The sequence below is a fragment of the Nocardioides sp. genome (assembly GCF_035576065.1).
In the GTDB taxonomy this organism is placed as follows: domain Bacteria; phylum Actinomycetota; class Actinomycetes; order Propionibacteriales; family Nocardioidaceae; genus Nocardioides.
The window spans coordinates 25,606-45,429 of record NZ_DATLWX010000019.1; the positions used below are offsets into that span (position 1 = coordinate 25,606).

The window sequence follows — 19,824 nt, forward strand, 5'->3', positions numbered from 1 at the left end:
CTCAGCGGCGGCGGCGGAGATAGCTCGCGAGCTCGTCGTACGAGCCGGACTCGTTGCCGTACAACGCGTAGTTCTTGGCCATCTCCATCCACTCGCCGATGCTGGGCCGGACCGAACGTGCCGCGTCGACCAGCTGGCGCTGGGTGATCGGACGCAGGTCGCCGGAGTCGAGGGAGCTCATCATCGCCGACTCGGTCGCCTGCTCGCAGACCAGCGCGAGGTCGGCCCCCGAGTAGCCGTCGGTGCTCTTCGCGACCTTCGCCAGATCGAGACCCTCCTGCGGCCTCCCCGCCAGGTGATGGGCCAGGATCGCCGCACGCGCGGTCACGTCGGGCGGCAGGACGAGGAGCCGCCGGTCGAAGCGTCCCGGACGCAGGAGCGCGGAGTCGATGTCCCACGGGTGGTTGCTGGCGGCCAGCACGAACAGGCCCTCGTTGTCGGAGCTGGCGCCGTCCAGCTCGGTGAGCATCTGGTTGACCACCCCACGCATGGCCCCGCTGTGACGCAGCTGCGAGCGCTTCTGCCCGAGGGCGTCGATCTCGTCGAAGAACAGCAGACAGGGGCGGCTGCGCCTTGCCGTGTCGAAGATCGACTGGAGGTTGCGCTCACTGTTGCCGACGTACATGTCCAGGACGTCGGAGAGCCCCACCTCGTAGAAGTCGGCCCCGAGCTCGCCGGCGAGCGCTCGGGCGATGAACGTCTTGCCGCAGCCCGGGGGTCCCCAGAGCAGGAGCCCGCCCCGCAGGGACTTCTTGAACTGCATCGTCAGCTCGGGATTGCGCATCGGCGTGAGGAACGAGGTCGTCAGGCGCTGCTTCACCTCAGCCAGTCCGCCGACGTCGGCCAGGGTCATCGTGGGACGGCTCAGGTTGCCGATCTCGGGCTCCGCGGGCGCGTCGGTGTCGGCCCACCCGCCGATGAGCTCCTCGGCAGTCTCGGGAACAGTCCCCGAGGAGGTTGCGGCGAGACGAGCCTCCGGCTCCAGCGACGCTGCGAGTCGTGCGTACGCCGCAGCGCGACCCACCTCGCCCGCGGCCATGGAGGCACGCTCGGCCAACCGCAGGGCGGCGAGGTCGTCCGGAGCGACGGCGAGCACCTGCACGAGCTCGTCGAGAGCCTCCTGCGGCCGGTCGGCGTCGAGCAGCACGCTCGCGAGGTGCCGGCGAAGACCGAGGTCTCCGGGGTTGGCGACGAGAGCCGCTCGAAGGGCATCGATCACGCTGTCCGTCGCCATCCGCGCGACGCTACCCGACATTCGACGGCTCGGCCCGGAGCCCGAACCAGCCACTAGGGTGGCGTCACCTTCGGAGAGGAGCGGGAATGTCGCAGGCATCCCCATCGGTCGCGCGGGGCGTCGCCCTGCTCGACCTCGGCCGCGCCAAGGAAGCCGAGCAGTCCTTCCGCGACGCGCTTGCGGCCGACCCCTCCGACGACCAGGCGCTGGCCTACCTCGCCCATGCCCTGCTGGAGCAGGACCGATTCGTGGACGCGCGCTCCGCCGCCCGCAACGCCTTGGCTGCCGACCCCCACAATCTGACCGCGCTGACGGCGCTGGCCTCTGCTCACGCAGGGGTGGAGGAGTGGAAGGAGGCACTGGAGACGATCGACAACGCGCTGGCCCTCGCGCCGGAGTTCGGCGGGCTGCATCGCCAGGCCGGTGCCATCCTGTCCATGCAGAAGAGGCACCCCGAGGCCATTGCCGCACTGCAGCAGGCGGTCCGTCTCGATCCCGAGAGCTCCTCGACCTGGTCCACCCTGGCCCGCGCCCTCCACGCAGCGCGCCGGCAGCCCGAGGCCGAGGCCGCGCTCGAGCGCGCGCTGCAGCTGGACCCGCAGAGTGCCGACGCCCACCAGGTGCGCAGCGTGTTCCTGCTGAAGCAGGGCGGCGGCGCCCGGGCGGTCAGCACCAGCCGTGAGTCGCTCAGGCTCGATCCGACGAGCGAGGCAAACCGCGAGATCTACGCGTTGGCACGCAAGTCCCGCAACCCGTTGTACGGCCTGTTGCTGCGATTCAGCTTCTTCCTGGAGAGCAAGCCTCCCGGGGTCCGCCTGGCCCTGCTCCTGCTTCCCTTCTTCGCGAGTCGCCTCCTGCGGCCCTATGACGACGCCCTGTGGGCCCGGGTGCTGATCGGCGCCCTCATCGCGATCGTGGTGCTCACGTGGGTCCTCGAGCCGTTGATGAACACGTTGCTCCTGACGACGCGGGCGGGGCGCGGCCTGCTGTCACCCCTGACCAAGCGCGCGACGTACGCCTTCCTGATCTACGCGGCCGCGGCACTCGGCTTCGGGGTCGCCACCGCCGTGGACGCTGCGGCCGGCTTCGGACTGCTGGCGCTCGGTCTGGCTCTGTGGGCCGTGACGGCGGGTCACATCCACGGCGTGGACGCCCACCGGCTCCGGACCAACCTGGGGCTTCACGCCGGTGGTGCGGCACTGTCGGTCGCCGCCGTCGGTACGGCGCTGACGGGAGCCGGCGCCGCCGATGGCTTTGCCGCGCTGCTCGTCCTCAGCGGGGTTGCCATGACGTGGTTGAGCGCCCTGACCTGAGCACGACCGGGACTAGGGTCGAGACGTGACGTCGCTTCAGGACCGCTGGCCCTTGGGGGCGCTGCACGACGTCCGCGACGAGCTGCTCGTCGCCTGGGACCGGCCGGGCTACCACGACCTCAGGCACCTGGGCGAGGTCCTCGACCGTCTCGACGACCTCGATCGCGACGGTGCGGTCTTCGACCGTGTCCCGGTGGTGCTCGCAGCCTGGTTCCACGACGCCGTCTACGACGGGCAGGCCGACGCCGAGGACAGGTCGGCCCAGCTCGCCGAGGCACGACTCCCCGATCCTCCTGCCTCGGAGGTGGCCCGGCTGGTGCGCATCACCGCGCACCACCAGGCCTTCCCGGACGACCTCAACGCAGCAGCACTCAGCGACGCCGACCTGGCCATCCTGGCGGCGGGCCCGTCGCGATACGCGAGCTACACCCGCGACGTACGCCGCGAATATGCCCACGTCCCCGACGCCGACTTCCGCGCCGGGCGAGCCAAGGTGCTCACCGACCTCATGGACGGCCCGTCGCTCTTCCGTACGCCGCAGGGCCGGGCTGCGTGGGAGGAGCAGGCCCGCGCCAACGTCAGCGACGAGATCGCTCGTCTCGTCGGAGGCTAGACGTGATGACCAGGCCTCGGGCGTCAGACAGGGTCGCCGAGCTGGACGTGCATGATGAACCGGTCGTGCCGGAAGGTGCTTCGAGAGACCTCGACGACCATGTCGCCGCACAGCGCGCGACGCGAGAGGTGCAGCACGGGGGCGCCGGGCTCGATCTCGAGCTGCGCGGCCTCCTCGAGCGTGGCGGCGTCTGCCGAGATGGCGTCCTCGGCCCAGGTCGGGCGGAGCCCGCGCTCTCGGAGCGCCTCGTAGAGACTGGTGGGCATCCCGGTCTGCAGGAAGCCCGGGAGAAGCACCTCGTTGAGGTAGGCGTCCTCCACGCAGACGACCTGCTGGTCACCCCGGCGCAAGCGCTTCCAGTGGATGACGGCGTCACCGGGTGAGATGCCGAGGGCGCGAGCGACCCCAGGGCCTGCCTGCTCGCGGCGCGCGAGGAGGGTCTGCGACTCGGGCAGCTGTCCGCGCCGCTTCATGTCCTCGGTGAAGGACGAGAGCAGACCGACGCTGCGCCGGGGCTGCGTCACAAAGGTGCCACGACCCGGGATCCGCTCGAGCAGGCCGTCGCCGACCAAGGCGTCGAGCGCCTGGCGCACGGTCATGCGGGCCACGCCGAAGCGCGCGACGAGCTCGCGCTCGGAGGGTGCAGCGGAACCGGGAACGGCCTCGGCGATGAGCCCCCGGACGTATTCGCGGACCTGCACGTGCTTGAGCTCGCTCTCGGCGCGCTTCGCGATCACGGTGTCCACCACAGGAGAAGATTAGGCCCCAAACGCGCGCCCGTGTTGATTTTCTCGAAGCGCATGGTAAAGGAAATATTGTCGTGGTTTGAACTACTCGGCGCCGATCGCCCTGAGGACGTCCAACTTGGCAGCACGACGCGCCGGCAGGATGGCCGCCAGCACCCCGATCACGACGGAGACGACCAGGAAGGTCACGAGCTGGCCGAAGGGCACGGAGATCACCTCGAGGCCCTCCTCGCGGAGAGCATGCATGAGGGCGATCCCGAACCCGATGCCCAGCACGACCCCCAGCACGGCACCCAGCACGGCGATGACCACCGATTCGAGGGTCACCATCCGACGCAGCTGCGGCCGGCTGACGCCGATGGCGCGCAGCAGCCCGATCTCCCTGGTCCGCTCGATGATCGAGAGGGCCAGGGTGTTGACGATGCCCAGCACGGCGATCAGCAGCGCCAGTCCGAGCAGGGCGAAGATCATCAGGACCAGCTGGTCGATCGGCTTGCGCTGCTCGGCAGCGAGCCCTTCCTGGTCCTTGACGGTGACGATCGGCGAGTCCTTCACGACCGCCTCGAGAGCGCTCTTGACCCCGTCTCGCCCATCGCTGTCGATGATCAGGAAGTTGTCGGAGTCGCGATGCCCTGCTGCGATCAGGGTCTGGGTCGTCGTGACGATGGGAGAGAACAGAAGAGGGTTCTCGGCAAACACACCGACCACCCGCATCGTGTGGGGGCCATCCGCGAGCCCGACCTCGAGGTCGTCGCCCACACCGAGGCCCTCGTCGTCGGCATACTCCTCGTCCAGCAAGACGGTGTCGCCGCCGAGGTCGGCCAGGTCGCCGTCGACGAGGTCGACGTGCAAGCCGTCGCGCATGACCGCCGGCTCGGCTGCGGCGATGGCCTGCCCTTCGCCGTCCAGCTGGGTGTAGACGAACCGCTCCGCCCAGACGCTCTGCACCCCAGGCACCGCCGCCATCTCGGAGCCAATTCCGGTCGAAAAAGGCTGTCCAACCAGGCTGCTGACAATGTAGTCAGCGACGAAGTTCTCCTCGATCGTCTTGTCCACGCTGGCCTTCGCGGAGTCACCGACGATCGCCATCGTGCACGCGAGCGAGAGGCCGATCATCAGGGCCGACGAGGTCGCAGTCGTCCGACGCGGGTTGCGGAGTGAGTTCTGGCCGGCGAGCGCCCCGATCGACCCGAACATCTTGGAATAGGCCCAGGCCGCCGCAGCGAGCAGCGGGTAGCTGATCACCGGGCTCGCGGACGCGACCCCGAGCAGGATTGCCAGGATGCCGGCGCCGACGAAGTAGCCCGGCCTCGGAACTGCGCCCGTCAACCCTGCTGCGAGGGCACTGCCGCCAGCCGCTAACAGCACCAGACCGATCAGCAGGCGGCGACGCAGCGACGAGACCGGCATGGCGACGTCGTCACGCATGGCCTGGACGGGTGCGATCCGGGTCGTCCGGCGGGCGGGGAAGAAGGCCGCGGCCATGGTGACGAGGACGCCCACGGCGTATGCCGCAAACACCGTCCTCGGCGCCATGATCAACGGCTGTCCGGACAGGTCGAGCCCGAACTGGGCGAACAAGGTGCGGATCCCCATCGCAAGGAGGACGCCGAGACCCAGCCCGATGGTCGAGCCGAGGAGACCGAGCACGAAGGCCTCGAGCAGCACCGACCGGTTGACCTGCTTCTTGCTCGCTCCCAGGGCGCGCAGCAATGCCAGCTCACGGCTCCGCTGGGCGACCAGGATCGAGAAGGTGTTGACGATCAGGAACGCTCCGACGACCAGGGAGATGCCGGCGAAGATGAGGAGGAAGGTGGTGATGAAGCCGACTGCCTCCTGGATGGGAGTGGCCGCCTCGTCGGCCACCTCGTCGCCCGGCACGGCCTCCACTCCGTCGGGCAGTTCTGCGGCGACGGCTGCAGCCAGATCTTCTTGGCTGGTGCCGGGCTCGGCCGTCACCCAGATGTCGGTGTAGGCGTCCTGGCCGTCGAGGAAGAGGTCCTGGGCGGTTGCAGTGTCGAAGGCTGCGAGGGTCGCGCCGTTGAACGAGCCGCCGTCGGGGAAGCCGATGATCCCCACCAGCTCGGCGGTGAGCGCACCCCGATCGGTGGCGGTGGCGAGATTGACGTCCTGCCCTATGACATAGCCCGCTTCGCTGGCGGTCCTCGAGTCCAGAGCGACCTCGTCAGCCTTCTCCGGCGCGCGCCCAGCGATGATCGCGGTGCCCTCGAGGTCGTGACCCGCCGGCGCGTCGGTCCAGTTGGCGCCGAAGCTCGGCGGACCGTTGCCGCCGATCAGCTTGCCGTCCTTGCCGATGACGTAGACGCCGGCAGACCTCACGTTCCCGTCGACGCGTGCAACACCCTTCACGTCGCCGAACGCCTCGACCAGCCCGGGGTCGACCGTACGAGTGCTGGGCTCGTTGGCAGCGTTGCTGTCCGTCGGCCGGACGACGACGTCGCCCACGCCGGAGGCTACGAGCGCGGTGAAGCTCCGGCTCAGGGTGTCGCTGAACACGAACGTGCCGACGACGAAGGAGACCCCGATGACGATGGCGAACGTGCTCATCAGGAGGCGCACCTTGCGCCCGAGCAAGCTCTTGAGCGCGGCCCGGAACACGCTCAGACCTCAACGGGTGCAGAGACGCGGACCATCACTTCAAGCACCGAGTCCCGATCAGGGTTGCGCAGCTCGTCGACCACCCGACCGTCAGCGAGGAAGACGACGCGATCGGTGTAGGACGCAGCCACGGGGTCATGAGTGACCATCACGACGGTCTGGTCGTGGTCGCGGGCGCTGCGCCGCAGCAGGTCGAGGACCTCGGCCCCCGAGTGTGAGTCGAGGTTGCCGGTGGGCTCGTCGGCGAAGACGATGGTGGGCCGGCCGACAAGTGCGCGGGCCACGGCGACCCGCTGCTGCTGACCGCCCGAGAGCTGATTGGGCCGGTGCCCGAGACGGTCGCGAATGCCCACCGTGTCGATCACCGTGTCGAACCACTCGGGGTCCGGCTTGCGTCGGGCGATCGACTGCGGCAGCACGATGTTCTCCCGTGCGCTCAGGGTGGGCACGAGGTTGAAGGACTGGAAGACGAAGCCGATCTCGTCGCGCCGCAGCCGCGTGAGCTCCTTGTCCTTGAGCCCGCCCAGCTCGCGATCGCCGATGAAGACCTCGCCTGAGGTCGCGGTGTCGAGGGCTGCGCAGCAGTGCATCAGCGTGGACTTGCCCGAGCCGCTCGGGCCCATGATCGCGGTGAACTCACCCGCCGCCAGCTCGAGCGTGACCCCGTCGAGCGCCCGCACCATCGCGTCGCCCTTGCCGTATGTCTTTCTCAGATCCCGCACCCGCGCGGCAACGGCCGCGTCCCCCACCCCAGTGATCGCCATGGGGCAACGATCCCGCACCCTGCCAAACCACCGCTACCGGGATGTCCCCTAGGGAAGCCCCCGGGGGTTGTCTCGAACGCGTGTTCGATTTAGGCTCGTGCCCGTGGACTTCCAGTCGACCCTCTTCGCGCCCGAGGTCCCCGACGCGCGCGGGACCGATTCCGTGCTCGCGCCCGAGCGGACAACGCTGTCCGACGGCGCGTGGATCGACGTCCAACGCAACTGGCTGGCCGGTGCGGACGACGTCTTGGCGACCATGGTGAGCGACGTGCCCTGGCGTGCCGAGCAGCGCCAGATGTACGACCGCATCGTCGACGTCCCCCGCCTCCTGCACACCTACGTCCTCGGCGAGGCGCTCCCGCACTCGGCCCTCGAGGACGCGCGCGACGCGCTGAGCGCGCACTACCTCCCCGAGCTGGGCGAGCCCTTCGTCAGTGCCGGTTGCTGCTACTACCGCGACGGCCGTGACTCGGTCGCCTGGCACGGCGACACGATCGGTCGGGGCAAGACCCGGGACACGATGGTCGCGATCGTATCGCTCGGCGACCCGCGCAAGCTCGCGCTCCGGCCGCGAGGGGGCGGCGAGGCCATGTCGCTGATGCTGGGGCACGGTGACCTCTTCGTGATGGGCGGTTCGTGCCAGCGCACCTGGGAGCACGCGGTGCCCAAGGTGGCCTCCGCCGGTCCGCGCATCAGCGTGCAGTTCCGCCCGCTCAACGTCTTCTGAGTCCGGCCGACCCGGACGTGGCCCGTCGTCGACCCGGTGACGGTCAGCCTGCGTAGGCCTCCTGGTAGAGACCTTCGAGAAGCTCGTCCTTGGGCCCACTGAGCCCGCAGACCGACACCTCCCCGTCAAGGCTGCTGATGAGGTAGGTCTGCCCCTCCTGGAAGTCCACGGCCAGGATGAGGTCGGACATGTCCTGTCCCGGCACGTCGACCGTCACGGAGGCGGCCGGCGCGCCGGCATACATCTTGGTCACCTCGAGGGTGGCTTCCTGGTCGGTCATGGCGGTGACGGTGCCCTCGAACGCCGTGTCCTGCACGCGGAGGTTCACGACGCTCGGCGGCATGCAGCGACCGCTCGACTCTGCCGGGAGGGTGAGCTCGGTCGCGGTCGCCTCCACCGTCTCTGTCCCAGCTGCCTGGTCATCGGCACCCGGGTCATCGGCGCCTCCGCAGCCAGCGAGCAGTCCACCGGTCGCCACCACAGCTGCCACCCACGTCCAGCGCGACATCTTGTTCCTCCAGCATCGGGTGGAACCACTGTTCCACACGAATCTGACGGCCCGGAGCGCGCCGCCGTTCCACCGCTCAGCGCCGGAGCAGGCGCCTGAGGACTTCGAGGACGATCAAGCCGCCCAGCACGGGCTTCCAGTAGAGCTTGGCCAACACGGGCAACGCCGCTGCGCCGATGTCGAGCGCCTCCGGCTCGGGTCGCGACGGACGCCTCGGCGGAGCGACCCGGTCGGCCGCCGACGCCTGCGGGCCGCCGACCGGGACGTTGGCGGCGTCGGCATCGTGGTGCGCCGTGTCGGACACGTCGTCGACGGGTACGCCGCCACCGGTCAACCGTTCCTCCAGGCAGGCGACGAACTGACCCAGCAGCTTGTCGGAGACGTCCTGCATGACACCACGTCCGAACTGGGCGGGCTTGCCGGTGATCGCCAGGTCCGTGGCCACCGACACGTCGGTCGAGGCGCCCGTCTCGGTCATCGTCACGACGACGTGGGCACCGGCCGTTCCGTTGCCCCGCTTGTCGGTACCCTTCGCCTCGACCACGAAGCGCTTTGCTGCCGCGTCCTTGTCGACGAACGTGCCCGAGCCGTTGTAGACCAGCGCGATGGGGCCGAGCTTGACCTTGACCGAGCCGGCGAACGAGTCCCCTTCGGCTGAGGTCACCTTGGCCCCGGGGAAGCACTCGGCCAGCCCGACTATGTCGTCGAAGTGGCCCCATGTCTCCTCGATGCCGGTCGGCACCGTGAACTGGTGGCTCAGCTCCATCGGCTACGCCCCTGCAGCGGCGAGGACCGCCCGACGGGTCAGGACCTTGGCGAGGTGATGGCGATAGTCGGCGGCGCCGTTGAGGTCGGAGGGCGGGTTGGTGCCGTCGGTCGCGTGCACTGCCGCTCTCCCCACTGCCTCCTCCGTCGCGGGTTGACCGATCAGTGCCTCCTCGACGCTACGGGCGCGGATCGGGATCGAGCCCATGTTGGTCAGCCCGACCCGGGCTTCGCTGATGGTGCCGCCCTCCACCCTCACGGCGGCCGCGACGGCGACGATCGACCACTGGTGAGCGACCCGGACGAACTTCTCGTAGCGCGCTCCCCACCCGGTGTGCTTGGGCACTCTGATCTCGGTCAGCAGCTCGCCCTCGGCGACGGCAGTCTCGAACAGGTCGACGAAGAAGTCGTCTGCCGCCACGGTCCGCGTCCCGCTCTGGCCCGCGATCACGAACTCCGCGCCCAACGCGAGCGCCGGCGCCCCCAGGTCACCCGCAGGGTCCGCGTGTGCCAGTGCCCCTCCGAACGTCCCACGGTGCCGGATCTGCGCATCGGCCACTTCGTGCTCGGCCAAGGACAGCAGCAGTGCGTGTTCCTTGACCAGAGGATCGTGGAGCACGTCGTGGTGCGTGGTCATCGCCCCGATGACGAGCGCGTCGCCGTCCTCGCGGATGCCGCGGAGGTCGGCGATCCCACTCAGGTCCACCACCACTTCTGGCGCATTCAGACGCATGCGAAGCACCGGCAGCAGACTCTGGCCACCGGCCATGACCTTGGCGTCGTCGCCGTGCTCAGCGAGGGCCGCCAAGGCTTCCTGGACCGTGGTGGGAGCGAGGTAGTCGAACTTGACGGGGATCATCAGGACGCTCCATCCGTGCGGTCGGTCTGGCCCTGCATACCGGTTTCCTCACTGAAGTGCGGAGCCGCCGCACCCACGGTCTCGGCCTCGCCGTCGTTGGCATGGATCGCGCGCCACACACGTTCGGGCGTGCACGGCATCTGGATGTCGTTGACACCGAACTGTCGGACGGCGTCGACGACCGCGTTGACCACGGCCGGTGTCGAGGCGATCGTGCCCGCCTCACCGACGCCCTTCGTGCCCAGCGTGTTGGTCGTCGAGGCAGTCGTGGTGTGGCCCACGTCGAAGTTGATGGTGTCCGCGGACGTCGGCAGCAGATAGTCGACGAACGAGCCCGAGACCAGGGTCCCGGAGTCGTCGTACACCGCCTCCTCCCACAACGCCTGCGCGATCCCCTGGGCCAGCCCGCCGTGCACCTGACCCTCGACGATCATCGGATTGATGATGGTGCCGATGTCGTCGACGCAGACGTACTTGCGCATCAGCACGCCGCCCGTCTCCGTGTCGACCTCCATGGCACACAGGTGAGTGCCGTGCGGGTAGTTGAAGTTGACCGGGTCGTACGTCGCATCGCTGTCGAGGCTCGGCTCCACCCCGTCGGGGAGGTTGTGGGCCGCAAACGTGGCCATCGCGATCTCCGCCATCGCCAATCCCTGGTCGGTGCCACGGACGCCGAAGCGACCGGCACTGAACTCGATGTCGTCGACGCTCGCCTCCAGCAGGTGAGCCGCAATCACCTTCGCCTTCTCGATCACCTTGTCGGCCGCCTTGACGATCGCTTCGCCACCGACGACAAGTGACCGCGAGCCGTAGGTGTCCAAGCCCTTCGGGCCGATCTGGGTGTCCCCGTGGAGCACCTCGACGTCCTCGAAGGCGACGCCGAGCCGGTCGGCGACGATCTGGCTGAACGCTGTCTCGTGGCCCTGGCCGTGGGCGGTCGCACCCGTCACGACCTCGACCTTCCCGGTCGCGAGCATCCGCACGCTGGCGTGCTCCCACCCGCCCGCTCCGTAGTTGAGCGAGCCCAACACACGTGAGGGCGCAAGACCGCACATCTCGGTGAAGGTGGAGATGCCGATGCCGAGCTGGACCCGGTCCCCGGACTCACGCCGTCGCTTCTGCTCGGCCCGCAGCTCGTCGTACCCGAAGGTCTCCCTCGCCTTCGCGGTCGCCGCCTCGTAGTTGCCGGAGTCGTACTCCAGCCCGGCCACGGAGGTGAAGGGGAACTCCTCGTGCGTGATCCAGTTCTTCTCGCGGATGGCCAGCGGGTCGGCACCGACCTCGACCGCGATCTCGTCCATCAGTCGTTCGATGGCGTACGTCGCCTCCGGCCGCCCTGCGCCGCGATAGGCGTCGGTCCAGGTCTTGTTCGTGAGGACCGTCTGGCAGCTGAAGTGGTAGGCGGGGAACTTGTAGATCGCGTTGTACATGAACGCGCCCAGCACCGGCACGCCGCCACCGATGATGGCGACGTAGGCCCCCAGGTCCGCCAGCAGCTCGACCTTCAGGCCAGTGACCGTGCCGTCCTTCTCGGCGCTGAGCGTCAGCTTCTGCCACTGGTCGCGGCCATGGTGCCCGGCCATCAGGGACTCGGAGCGGGTCTCGGTGTACTTGATCGGCTTGCCGAGCTTGCGCGCCACCGCGAAGGTAATCATCTCCTCCGGGGTCTGTTGCAGCTTGCCGCCGAAGCCGCCGCCCACGTCGGGTGCGATGACCCGGATCTTCGACTCGGGAACCCCCGTCGTGGCGGCGATGGCGAAGCGCAGGATGTGAGGGATCTGCGTGGCGCTCCACACGGTGATCTGCTCGCCGGTCGGGTCGACCACCGTCGAGCGCGGCTCCATGAAGGCAGGGATCAACCGCTGCTGACGGTATTCGCGTTCGATCACGATGCCGTCGCCGCGGGCCTTCTCGATCGCCTCGTCGGCGCTCGTGCCGGTGCCGGCCTCGGCGGAGTCGAAGACCCACAGGGCGCTCTTGTTGGTGCCGAGGTCGGGGTGCGCGAGGACTGCGTCGGTCGCGGCAGTCTTCAGGTCGAGCGCGGCCGGCAGTTCGGCATACTCGACCTCGACGAGCTCCGTGGCGTCCCGTGCCTCTGCTGCGGTGCGGGCGACGACCACGGCGACTGTCTCGCCGGCAAACGCGACGCGGTCGGTCGGCATGGGCACGTGAGCCGGGGTGACCTGGTCGGTCGTGATGGCCCAGGCGTTGATGCAGGCACCCTGGGCCTCGCCGAGGTCGGAGCCGGTGAACACGGCGACGACGTTGGGCGACTGCTTGGCCGCCTCCGTGTCGATGCTGACGATCGTCGCGTGGGCGTGGGGGCTACGGACCATCGCGAGGTGGAGCATACCCGGCAGGGCCAGGTTGTCTGTCCAACGCGTCCGCCCCGTGATGAGACGCTGGTCCTCCTTGCGGCGGCGGTCGCGACCGATCTCGAGGTCGGGCTTCTCGACGGTCGCGGTCACTTCGTGCCCCCCGCGGCGTGGAGGACCGACTTGACGATGTTGTGGTAGCCCGTGCAGCGGCAGAGGTTGCCCTCCATGCCCTCGCGCACCTCGTGCTCGGTGGGGTGCGGGTTCTCGTTGAGCAGGTCGACGGCCTGCATGATCATCCCCGGCGTGCAGAAGCCGCACTGCAGTCCGTGACACTCGCGGAACGCCTCCTGCACCGGGTGCAGGTCCTCGCCGTCGGCGAGCCCCTCGATCGTGGTGACCTCGCGACTGTTTGCCTGGACCGCCAGCACGTTGCAGCTCTTCACGCTACGGCCGTCCAGGTGCACCGTGCACGCGCCACAGTTGCTGGTGTCGCAACCGATCACGGTGCCGGTCTTGCCGAGCTTCTCGCGGAGATACTGCACCAGCAGCATCCGGGGTTCCACGTCGTCAGAGACCTTTGCTCCGTCAACGGTGAGTTCGATCCTGGCCATCGAGATCCTGCCTTCGCGTCGGAGTCGCTGTGATGTCCGTCACGCTAGGCCGATCAGGTTGGCCGATGGTTGGCGTCGTCACGCGCGTGACGCTGCGAGTCGTCCCTTCAGGAGCGGGACGGCCGGGTGGCTGCTTGCCCCGAGCGCCACGAGGCAGGCCTCGATCACATGCGTGTCGTACGGCGCCAGCTCGCTGTAGCGCAGCACGGCGTCCGGATCGGGGTTGGCCAGGAGGGCCTCTCGCACACTGACGGCGAGGTAGTCGGCCATCTCCACCAGGGCAGGCGCATCGGTCCCGGGCAGCAGATCACCGCCGTACGCCGCCAGCGCCCCGGTCACGTCTCCTGCGCGGAGTCGTCGTTGCACCTTGTCGATGTCGGTGGTCACCGGCAACGTCAGGCGGTAGGGCCGCGAGGACAGCTGACCCTTGAGCGATGCGCGGAGGTGGGAGACCTCGGCCTTGAGGGTGGAGGTGGTGACCGCGGAGTCCCCGTAGAGCAACGAGTGCAGCTGCTCGACCGAGAGCCCTGAGGGGTGCAGCGCCAGCAGGGCCAGGATCTCGGTCTGCCGTCGGTTGAGCAACAGACGCTGACCGTCGAGCCACACCTGCGCCGTCCCCAGCAGGGTCAGGGCCAACCCGGGCTGATCGGTCGCCATCACTCCGGCCGTGGGTGAGCGCTGAGAGGTCGGCAGCGCGGTCTCGACCAGACGGGCCATCAGTCGCGCCGTGGCGAGGCCGATCGGGTGAGTCCGGTCCCAGGTGGTCGACAGATCGATGACCCCGAGGACCAGACCCGAGGCCGGGTCGTGCACCGGCGCCGCCCAGCACACCCAGTTGTGGACGACCTCGGCATAGTGCTCGGCACTGAAGACCATCGACGGCGCGTCCGCGCGGCCGGCGATGGCCAGCGCATTGGTGCCGACGCTGGCTTCGTCCCATCGTCCACCCGGGACGAAGTTGACCGTCTCGGCCTTGCGACGCATCACACGACCGCCGTAGGTCCACAGGATGCGGGTGTCCGCGTCCGTCACGGCGATCACGAGGTCGCCGTCCTCGGCGGTTCGCTTGAGCTCGTCCTGGACCCGGGAGACGGCCCTCTGCAGCGGCGAGTCGCGCCAGAACTCCGCGGTCGCGGCCTCGTCGGCCAGTGGTGCCTCGGTGACCGTCGGAGAGACCCGTCCCGACATCTCCCAGCTGCGTAGGATCTCCGGGCGGACGGCTGGCTCGGCGCCATCGCCGAGCGTGACGAAGCTGGTCCACGCGCGCACGGCGTCGACACGGCGAGAGTGCAGGTCGTCGGTCGTCATGCGCAGCTCCTGGAGTTGCTCGCCACGGTAGCCCCGGGCTGGTCACCGCGACAGGGGTCACTCGCGGACGGTGGCGGTGGTGCCGTCCTCGCCCTGCTGCTCGTCGATGCGCCGCTTGATGCGGCCCAGTCCCGGGAGCTTGGCCAGCATGTCGTTGAGCTCCCGGGAGACGGCAAGCAGGTCATGGAGGTCCGGCGCCACCGAGCCGAGGGTCGCCATCACGGGCAGCACGTCGTTCTCGATCCTGGCGGTGAGCTCCGGGAGGTGATCGACGAGGCGGACCAGTGCGGCGACCTCGTCGGGATGGGTCGTGTCGGCGAGTGCTTGCAGGGTCGGCTGCAGCGTGGTCAGCGGTGGTTCGAGCCCGTCCAGCAGGGGGGTCAGCCGGTCCACCTGCGCCTCGGCGCGATCCACGACCAGGCTCGTCCGCGCCACGACGCCGGCCGCCGCCCCGCTCACCACCTCGACCTGGTCGATCGCCGCCGCAGCGCGGGTCGACACCACCTCCACCTGCCCGATCACTGCCGTGGCCCGCGCCACCAGCTCTTCGGCCTGGTCGAGCAGGGCGATCATGCGGGGGCCGGCGCCGAGCAGCGCGTCGACCTGGTCGGCACCCTTGCCGAGCGCAGCGATCAGGTCACTCGGTCCGGGCACGGGAAGGCGCATGTCCCCTTGCTATCACGCGGTGCCTCACCCGACGTCGTGATGGATCCGTCCGGCCGTGCCGGCCAGTCGCTCGCCGGTGCCGCCCCAACGTCCCGCAATGATCTCCGCCGCGATCGAGACCGCGGTCTCCTCCGGGGTGCGCGCGCCGAGGTCCAGCCCGATCGGGGACGACAGCAGGGCGAGCTCGTCATCGCTCAGGCCGGCCTGCCGCAGGCGCGCCATCCGGTCGTCGTGGGTCCGCCGCGAACCCATCGCGCCGACGTAGGCCGGCTTGGCATCTCCCCTCAGGCGCAGCGCGACCTCCAGGAGGGGTACGTCGAACTTCGGGTCGTGGGTCAGCACGGCCACCACGGTGCGTTGGTCGAGACGGCCGCCGTCGACCTCGGCAGTGAGGTAGCGGTGCGGCCAGTCGACGATGACCTCGTCTGCCTCGGGGAAGCGGCTGGTCGTTGCAAACAGCGGCCTCGCGTCGCAGACGGTGACGCGATAGCCGAGGAAGCTTCCCACCCGGGCCACAGCGGCGGCGAAGTCGATGGCACCGAAGACCAGCATCCGCGGCTTGGGCGCAAACCCCCACACGAAGATCCGCATCCCTTCACCGCGACGCTCCCCGTCGGGACCGTAGGTCAAGGTGGCCGACTGGCCGTGGGCGAGCAGACCCAGGGCGTCGTCGCGGACGGCATCGTCGGCGCGGGCCGAGCCCAGCGATCCGGAGAGGACTGCGTCGGGGCGGATGACGACGCGCCGACCCAGCCAGGCTGGGTCGGGATGCTCGACAACGGTGGCCAGCGCAACCGGGCGACCCGCCTCGACGTCTGCGGCGACCTCGCCCAGCTCGGGGAAGGTCTCGCGCGAGATCTTCTCGACATAGACGTCGAGGATCCCGCCGCACGTCAGTCCGACCGCGAAGGCATCGTCGTCCGAGACGCCGTAGCGCGTGAGCACCGGTGACCCGGACGCCACGACGGCCTGCGCCTCCTCGTAGACCGCTCCCTCGACGCAGCCGCCCGAGACAGAACCGACGGCCCTGCCGTCCGGACCGACGAGCATCGAGGCACCGGCGGGCCGAGGTGCCGACTGGAAGGTCGCGACCACCGTGCCGACGCCTACGGTGTCGCCGGCCTCCCACCACGCCAGGAGCTCCTTCATCACGTCACGCACGACCGACAACCTCCACGAGCTCCTCGAAGGTGGCCAGCGAATGACCGGCGACGAAGTCGTCGACATACGGCAGGGCCGCCGCGATCCCCTGCTGCACCGGCTCGTAGCCGGACTTGCCGCGATGGGGATTGACCCAGATGACGTGATGGGCGATGCGCTGCAGACGGGCCATCTGCTCACCGAGCAGCTCGGCGCCCCCTCGCTCCCATCCGTCGCTGAAGACGACCACCACCGAGCCTCGCGCCATCCCGCGCTGGCCCCAGATGTTGAGGAAGACCAGCAGCGTCTCGCCCAGCCGGGTGCCACCTGACCAGTCGGGCACGGCCTCGCCCGCGGCGATGAGCGCCCGGTCAGCGTCACGGTGTCGCAACGCCCGGGTGACGTGGGTCAGCCGGGTGCCGAGGGTGAACACCTCGGCGCGAGGCTGGGTGACGACGAAGCGGTGCGACAACCGGAGCAACGCATCGGCGTAGTCGCTCATCGAGCCACTGACGTCCACCAGCAGGACCACCCGCCTCGGCCGGACACGCTGTCGACGCCACGCCAGGTCGCCGGGCTCGCCCATCCGGCGCAACGAGTCGCGCATCGTGCGTGAGGCATCGAGACGACCGCGATGCCAGCCCTCGTGTCGAGCAGTACGCCGCACGGGTGCCGTCGGACGCAGGAGCGCGAACATCGCGGCGAGCCGTTGCCGCTCGGCGACGTCCAGGCTCGCCACGTCCCGATGACGAAGCACGTCGGTGGTCGAGGCGGCCGCGCGCAGCACGTCACCGTCGGTGTCGCCCTCGCCATCGGCCTCGCCGTCGACGCTGGACAGGGCAGGCGACGCGGGCATCGGTATGCCTGACTCGCGCCGCCGGGGCAATTCGTCGCGGGGGTCGAACCACGCCTCGAAGACCTGGTCGTAGCGGGCGAGGTCGTCAGGGCTGGCGCACAGCGTGGCACGTCCGGCCCAGTAGGTCGCCTGTTGGTCGTCCAGCCCGACGAGAGAGGTGGCCTCGACGAACCCGTGGGCACGATCCGGTGTCACGGGCACACCCGCCGACCTCAGCGCTCGGGCGAATCCCAGCAGCAGCGGCAACGGGTCGATCGCGCTGGATCCGGGGGTGGTCATGGCGTGAGCATCCGGTCCAGCGCCTGCCGCACCCGGTCGGCGTCCTCGCGATACTTCACCAGCGCACCCAAGGTGGCCGCGGCCGCGGCAAGATCGAGGTCGGTGGTGCCGAGGTGGGTCAGGGCTCGCGCCCAGTCGAGCGTCTCGGCCACCCCGGGCGGCTTGAGCAGGTCGTCGCGATCTCGCAGCTGTTGGACGACGCCGACGACCTGGCGTGCCAACGCGTCCGCCACCTCGGGCGCGCGCGAGCGGAGGATCGCGACCTCGCGGTCGAGCCCGGGGTGCTCGATCCAGTGATAGAGGCAACGTCGCTTGAGCGCGTCGTGAAGCTCCCGGGTGCGATTGGAGGTCAGCACGACGTAGGGCGGCGTCGCTGCGCTCACGGTGCCGAGCTCGGGGATGGTCACCTGCCAGGTCGAGAGCACCTCCAGCAGGAATGCCTCGAACTCGTCGTCGGCGCGGTCAACCTCATCGATCAGCAACACGGCTGGCGACTGCTGCAGCGCGGCCAGCACCGGGCGGGCGAGCAGGAAGCGCTCGTCGTACAAGCTCTTCTCCGCCTCCTCGACCGAGCCGTTCGAGCCGGCGGCCTCGAGTGCGCGCAGGTGGAGGATCTGTCGTGGAAAGTCCCAGTCGTAGAGCGCCTGGGTCGCATCGATGCCCTCATAGCACTGCAGTCGGATCAGGGGCAGGTCGAGACTCTGGGCCAACGCCTCGGCCAGTGCGGTCTTGCCGGTGCCCGGCTCGCCTTCGAGCAGGAGTGGTCTGCCCATCCTCATCGTCAGGAACACCACGGTGGCCAGGGAGTCGTCGATGAGGTAGCCGGTCGCCTCGAGGCGCGCGGTGACGTCCGCGGCGGAATGCATCGCAGGGTCGATCCCGGGGTCCATCCGGTCAGGCTACGACGAGCAACGTTGGTGAGACGTTGGCTTCATCTGTGGTCGATGTCGACCCCGGTCGCAAGGTCTCCGCACTCGACCAGGGTGACGTCGTGGGCATCGAGGTAGGGGCGTGCCCCGACGTCACCGTGGACGGCTGCGATCAACGGCTCGACGTGGCCCTGCCCGATGAGCACGGGGTGGCCCGGTCGCCCGTCGTAGGCCGCGCGGGCCAGTTCGTGCTGCACGGCCAGCACCCTGGCCACCACGTCTGGCCCGACGTCCGGCAGGTCGACGAGTGACACGAGCACGCTGCCGTCGGCACCGACGGCCGACAGGCCTGCCCTCAGGCTGGCTCCCATGCCCTCGGCCCAGTCGATGGCGAGCACGGTCTGGGTCGAGAGACCGTCCAGCAGTGACACCGCCTCTGCAGCCGCAGCGCCCAGGACGACGTACACCTGGTCACAGCCGCCCTCCGTCAGCGCCTGCACCGCCCGACGCAGCCACGAGGTGCCGTCGGCGTCGTGCACCAGTGCCTTCGGGGTGCCCATGCGACGCCCGGCACCGGCGGCAAGGAGGAGTCCGGTCGTGCACACAGAGTCATCATGACCCTCATCCGATCCAGTCGCTGCCCCGATGGCCGTCTTCACAGTCGGCCCGCGGCAACTGGCGGCATACGACCTCGAACCAGCCCACCGAGTTGTCGTCCGCCGCCACTTGAGCCGGCCGAGTTGTCGTCCGCCGCCACTTGAGCCGGCCCGTCTGTCATCCAGCCTCGATACCGATGCAGCGCAGGAAATGCAGCAGGGCCACGGTCGATGACCGGGGCCCTGCGTGTGGTGCGTGGAGCTGGAGGGACTGGACTCAGAAGTCCATGCCGCCCATGCCGCCCATGTCGCCGCCGCCACCCATGGCAGGCGCCTTCTCGGGCTTGTCGGCCACCACGACCTCGGTGGTGAGGAACAACGCCGCGATCGAGGCAGCGTTCTGCAGGGCAGAGCGCGTCACCTTGGCCGGGTCGATGATGCCCTCGGCGATCATGTCGACGTATTCGCCCGTGGCCGCGTTGAGACCGTGGCCCGGGGTCAGGTTGCGCACCTTCTCCGAGACGACGCCACCTTCGAGGCCGGCGTTGATCGCGATCTGCTTGAGCGGGGCCTCGATCGCAACCTTCACGATGTTGGCGCCAGTGGCTTCGTCACCCTCGAGCTCGAGCTTGGCGAAGGCCTCGGTGCCGGCCTGGACCAGCGCGACGCCACCTCCGGCGACGATGCCCTCCTCGACGGCGGCCTTCGCGTTGCGAACGGCGTCCTCGATGCGGTGCTTGCGCTCCTTGAGCTCGACCTCGGTGGCTGCGCCCGCCTTGATGACGGCCACGCCGCCGGCCAGCTTGGCCAGCCGCTCCTGCAGCTTCTCCTTGTCGTAGTCGGAGTCGCTGTTCTCGATCTCGGCGCGGATCTGGTTGACCCGCCCGGAGATGGCGTCGGCGTCGCCGGCGCCCTCGACGATCGTGGCCTCGTCCTTGGTCACGACGACCTTGCGGGCCTTGCCGAGCATGTCGAGCTCGGCGGTCTCCAGCTTCAGGCCGACCTCCTCGGAGATGACCTGGCCGCCGGTGAG

19 protein-coding genes are annotated in these 19,824 nt (G+C 69.4%); 3 read left to right on the forward strand and 16 right to left on the reverse strand.

The window, feature by feature from the left end; translation table 11 throughout:
• Window position 1 precedes the first annotated feature (1 nt).
• Window positions 2-1,234 carry an AAA family ATPase gene (locus VNJ48_RS10505; protein WP_325601812.1) on the reverse strand — a complete coding sequence of 411 codons (1,233 nt, stop codon included), beginning with the start codon at window positions 1,232-1,234 and terminating at the stop codon, window positions 2-4.
• Window positions 1,235-1,320: 86 nt separating this feature from the next.
• Between VNJ48_RS10505 and VNJ48_RS10510 the strand changes: the two genes are divergently transcribed.
• Both VNJ48_RS10510 and VNJ48_RS10515 read left to right on the forward strand, forming a co-directional pair.
• Window positions 1,321-2,547 carry a tetratricopeptide repeat protein gene (locus VNJ48_RS10510; RefSeq protein WP_325601815.1) on the forward strand — a complete coding sequence of 409 codons (1,227 nt, stop codon included), beginning with the start codon at window positions 1,321-1,323 and terminating at the stop codon, window positions 2,545-2,547.
• Between the two features lie 25 nt (window positions 2,548-2,572).
• Window positions 2,573-3,160 carry a hypothetical protein gene (locus VNJ48_RS10515; protein ID WP_325601817.1) on the forward strand — a complete coding sequence of 196 codons (588 nt, stop codon included), beginning with the start codon at window positions 2,573-2,575 and terminating at the stop codon, window positions 3,158-3,160.
• Window positions 3,161-3,183: 23 nt separating this feature from the next.
• On the opposite strand, the gene VNJ48_RS10520 is transcribed toward VNJ48_RS10515, so the two are convergent.
• The 3 genes from VNJ48_RS10520 to VNJ48_RS10530 all read right to left on the reverse strand — a co-directional run bounded on the left by VNJ48_RS10520 (window position 3,184) and on the right by VNJ48_RS10530 (window position 7,289).
• The gene (locus tag VNJ48_RS10520) at window positions 3,184-3,909 is read right to left on the reverse strand and encodes a GntR family transcriptional regulator (protein ID WP_325601818.1); all 726 of its coding nucleotides are present in this window, start codon (window positions 3,907-3,909) and stop codon (window positions 3,184-3,186) included.
• An 81-nt stretch (window positions 3,910-3,990) separates the two neighbouring features.
• The gene (locus VNJ48_RS10525) at window positions 3,991-6,474 is read right to left on the reverse strand and encodes an ABC transporter permease (protein ID WP_325601820.1); all 2,484 of its coding nucleotides are present in this window, start codon (window positions 6,472-6,474) and stop codon (window positions 3,991-3,993) included.
• A 53-nt stretch (window positions 6,475-6,527) separates the two neighbouring features.
• Entirely contained in the window at window positions 6,528-7,289 is a 762-nt protein-coding gene (locus VNJ48_RS10530) for an ABC transporter ATP-binding protein (RefSeq protein WP_325601822.1), read from the reverse strand.
• A 103-nt stretch (window positions 7,290-7,392) separates the two neighbouring features.
• Between VNJ48_RS10530 and VNJ48_RS10535 the strand changes: the two genes are divergently transcribed.
• Window positions 7,393-8,016, forward strand: a complete 624-nt coding sequence (locus VNJ48_RS10535; protein ID WP_414689940.1) for an alpha-ketoglutarate-dependent dioxygenase AlkB — start codon at window positions 7,393-7,395, stop codon at window positions 8,014-8,016.
• Window positions 8,017-8,059: 43 nt separating this feature from the next.
• Here the strand turns inward: VNJ48_RS10535 and VNJ48_RS10540 are convergent, their stop codons facing one another.
• From VNJ48_RS10540 to VNJ48_RS10595, 12 genes are all read right to left on the reverse strand, one after another.
• Window positions 8,060-8,524, reverse strand: coding sequence for a hypothetical protein (locus VNJ48_RS10540; RefSeq protein WP_325601824.1), 465 nt, complete (start codon window positions 8,522-8,524; stop codon window positions 8,060-8,062).
• Between the two features lie 76 nt (window positions 8,525-8,600).
• Window positions 8,601-9,290 (reverse strand): SRPBCC family protein, encoded by a 690-nt coding sequence (locus VNJ48_RS10545; protein ID WP_325601826.1) that lies wholly within the window; start codon window positions 9,288-9,290, stop codon window positions 8,601-8,603.
• A 3-nt stretch (window positions 9,291-9,293) separates the two neighbouring features.
• Complete coding sequence (locus VNJ48_RS10550) at window positions 9,294-10,148, reverse strand: xanthine dehydrogenase family protein subunit M (RefSeq protein WP_325601828.1); 855 nt, start codon at window positions 10,146-10,148, stop codon at window positions 9,294-9,296.
• Complete coding sequence (locus tag VNJ48_RS10555) at window positions 10,148-12,616, reverse strand: xanthine dehydrogenase family protein molybdopterin-binding subunit (RefSeq protein WP_325601830.1); 2,469 nt, start codon at window positions 12,614-12,616, stop codon at window positions 10,148-10,150. Before VNJ48_RS10555 ends, VNJ48_RS10550 begins: the two co-directional genes overlap by 1 nt.
• Entirely contained in the window at window positions 12,613-13,077 is a 465-nt protein-coding gene (locus VNJ48_RS10560; protein WP_325601832.1) for a (2Fe-2S)-binding protein, read from the reverse strand. The genes VNJ48_RS10555 and VNJ48_RS10560 overlap by 4 nt, the downstream gene beginning before the upstream one ends.
• A 78-nt stretch (window positions 13,078-13,155) precedes the next feature.
• Complete coding sequence (locus VNJ48_RS10565; RefSeq protein WP_325601833.1) at window positions 13,156-14,385, reverse strand: transcriptional regulator; 1,230 nt, start codon at window positions 14,383-14,385, stop codon at window positions 13,156-13,158.
• A 57-nt stretch (window positions 14,386-14,442) separates the two neighbouring features.
• Window positions 14,443-15,051, reverse strand: coding sequence for a hypothetical protein (locus VNJ48_RS10570; RefSeq protein ID WP_325601835.1), 609 nt, complete (start codon window positions 15,049-15,051; stop codon window positions 14,443-14,445).
• A gap of 24 nt (window positions 15,052-15,075) precedes the next feature.
• The gene (locus VNJ48_RS10575; RefSeq protein ID WP_325601837.1) at window positions 15,076-16,212 is read right to left on the reverse strand and encodes an XdhC family protein; all 1,137 of its coding nucleotides are present in this window, start codon (window positions 16,210-16,212) and stop codon (window positions 15,076-15,078) included.
• Window positions 16,205-17,326 (reverse strand): vWA domain-containing protein, encoded by a 1,122-nt coding sequence (locus VNJ48_RS10580; protein ID WP_325601839.1) that lies wholly within the window; start codon window positions 17,324-17,326, stop codon window positions 16,205-16,207. Before VNJ48_RS10580 ends, VNJ48_RS10575 begins: the two co-directional genes overlap by 8 nt.
• Window positions 17,323-18,216, reverse strand: coding sequence for a MoxR family ATPase (locus tag VNJ48_RS10585; RefSeq protein WP_325601841.1), 894 nt, complete (start codon window positions 18,214-18,216; stop codon window positions 17,323-17,325). The genes VNJ48_RS10580 and VNJ48_RS10585 overlap by 4 nt, the downstream gene beginning before the upstream one ends.
• A gap of 41 nt (window positions 18,217-18,257) precedes the next feature.
• Entirely contained in the window at window positions 18,258-18,800 is a 543-nt protein-coding gene (locus tag VNJ48_RS10590) for a nucleotidyltransferase family protein (RefSeq protein ID WP_325601843.1), read from the reverse strand.
• A gap of 268 nt (window positions 18,801-19,068) precedes the next feature.
• The coding region (locus tag VNJ48_RS10595) for a TCP-1/cpn60 chaperonin family protein (protein WP_325601845.1) at window positions 19,069-19,824 on the reverse strand (756 nt) is incomplete at its 5' end.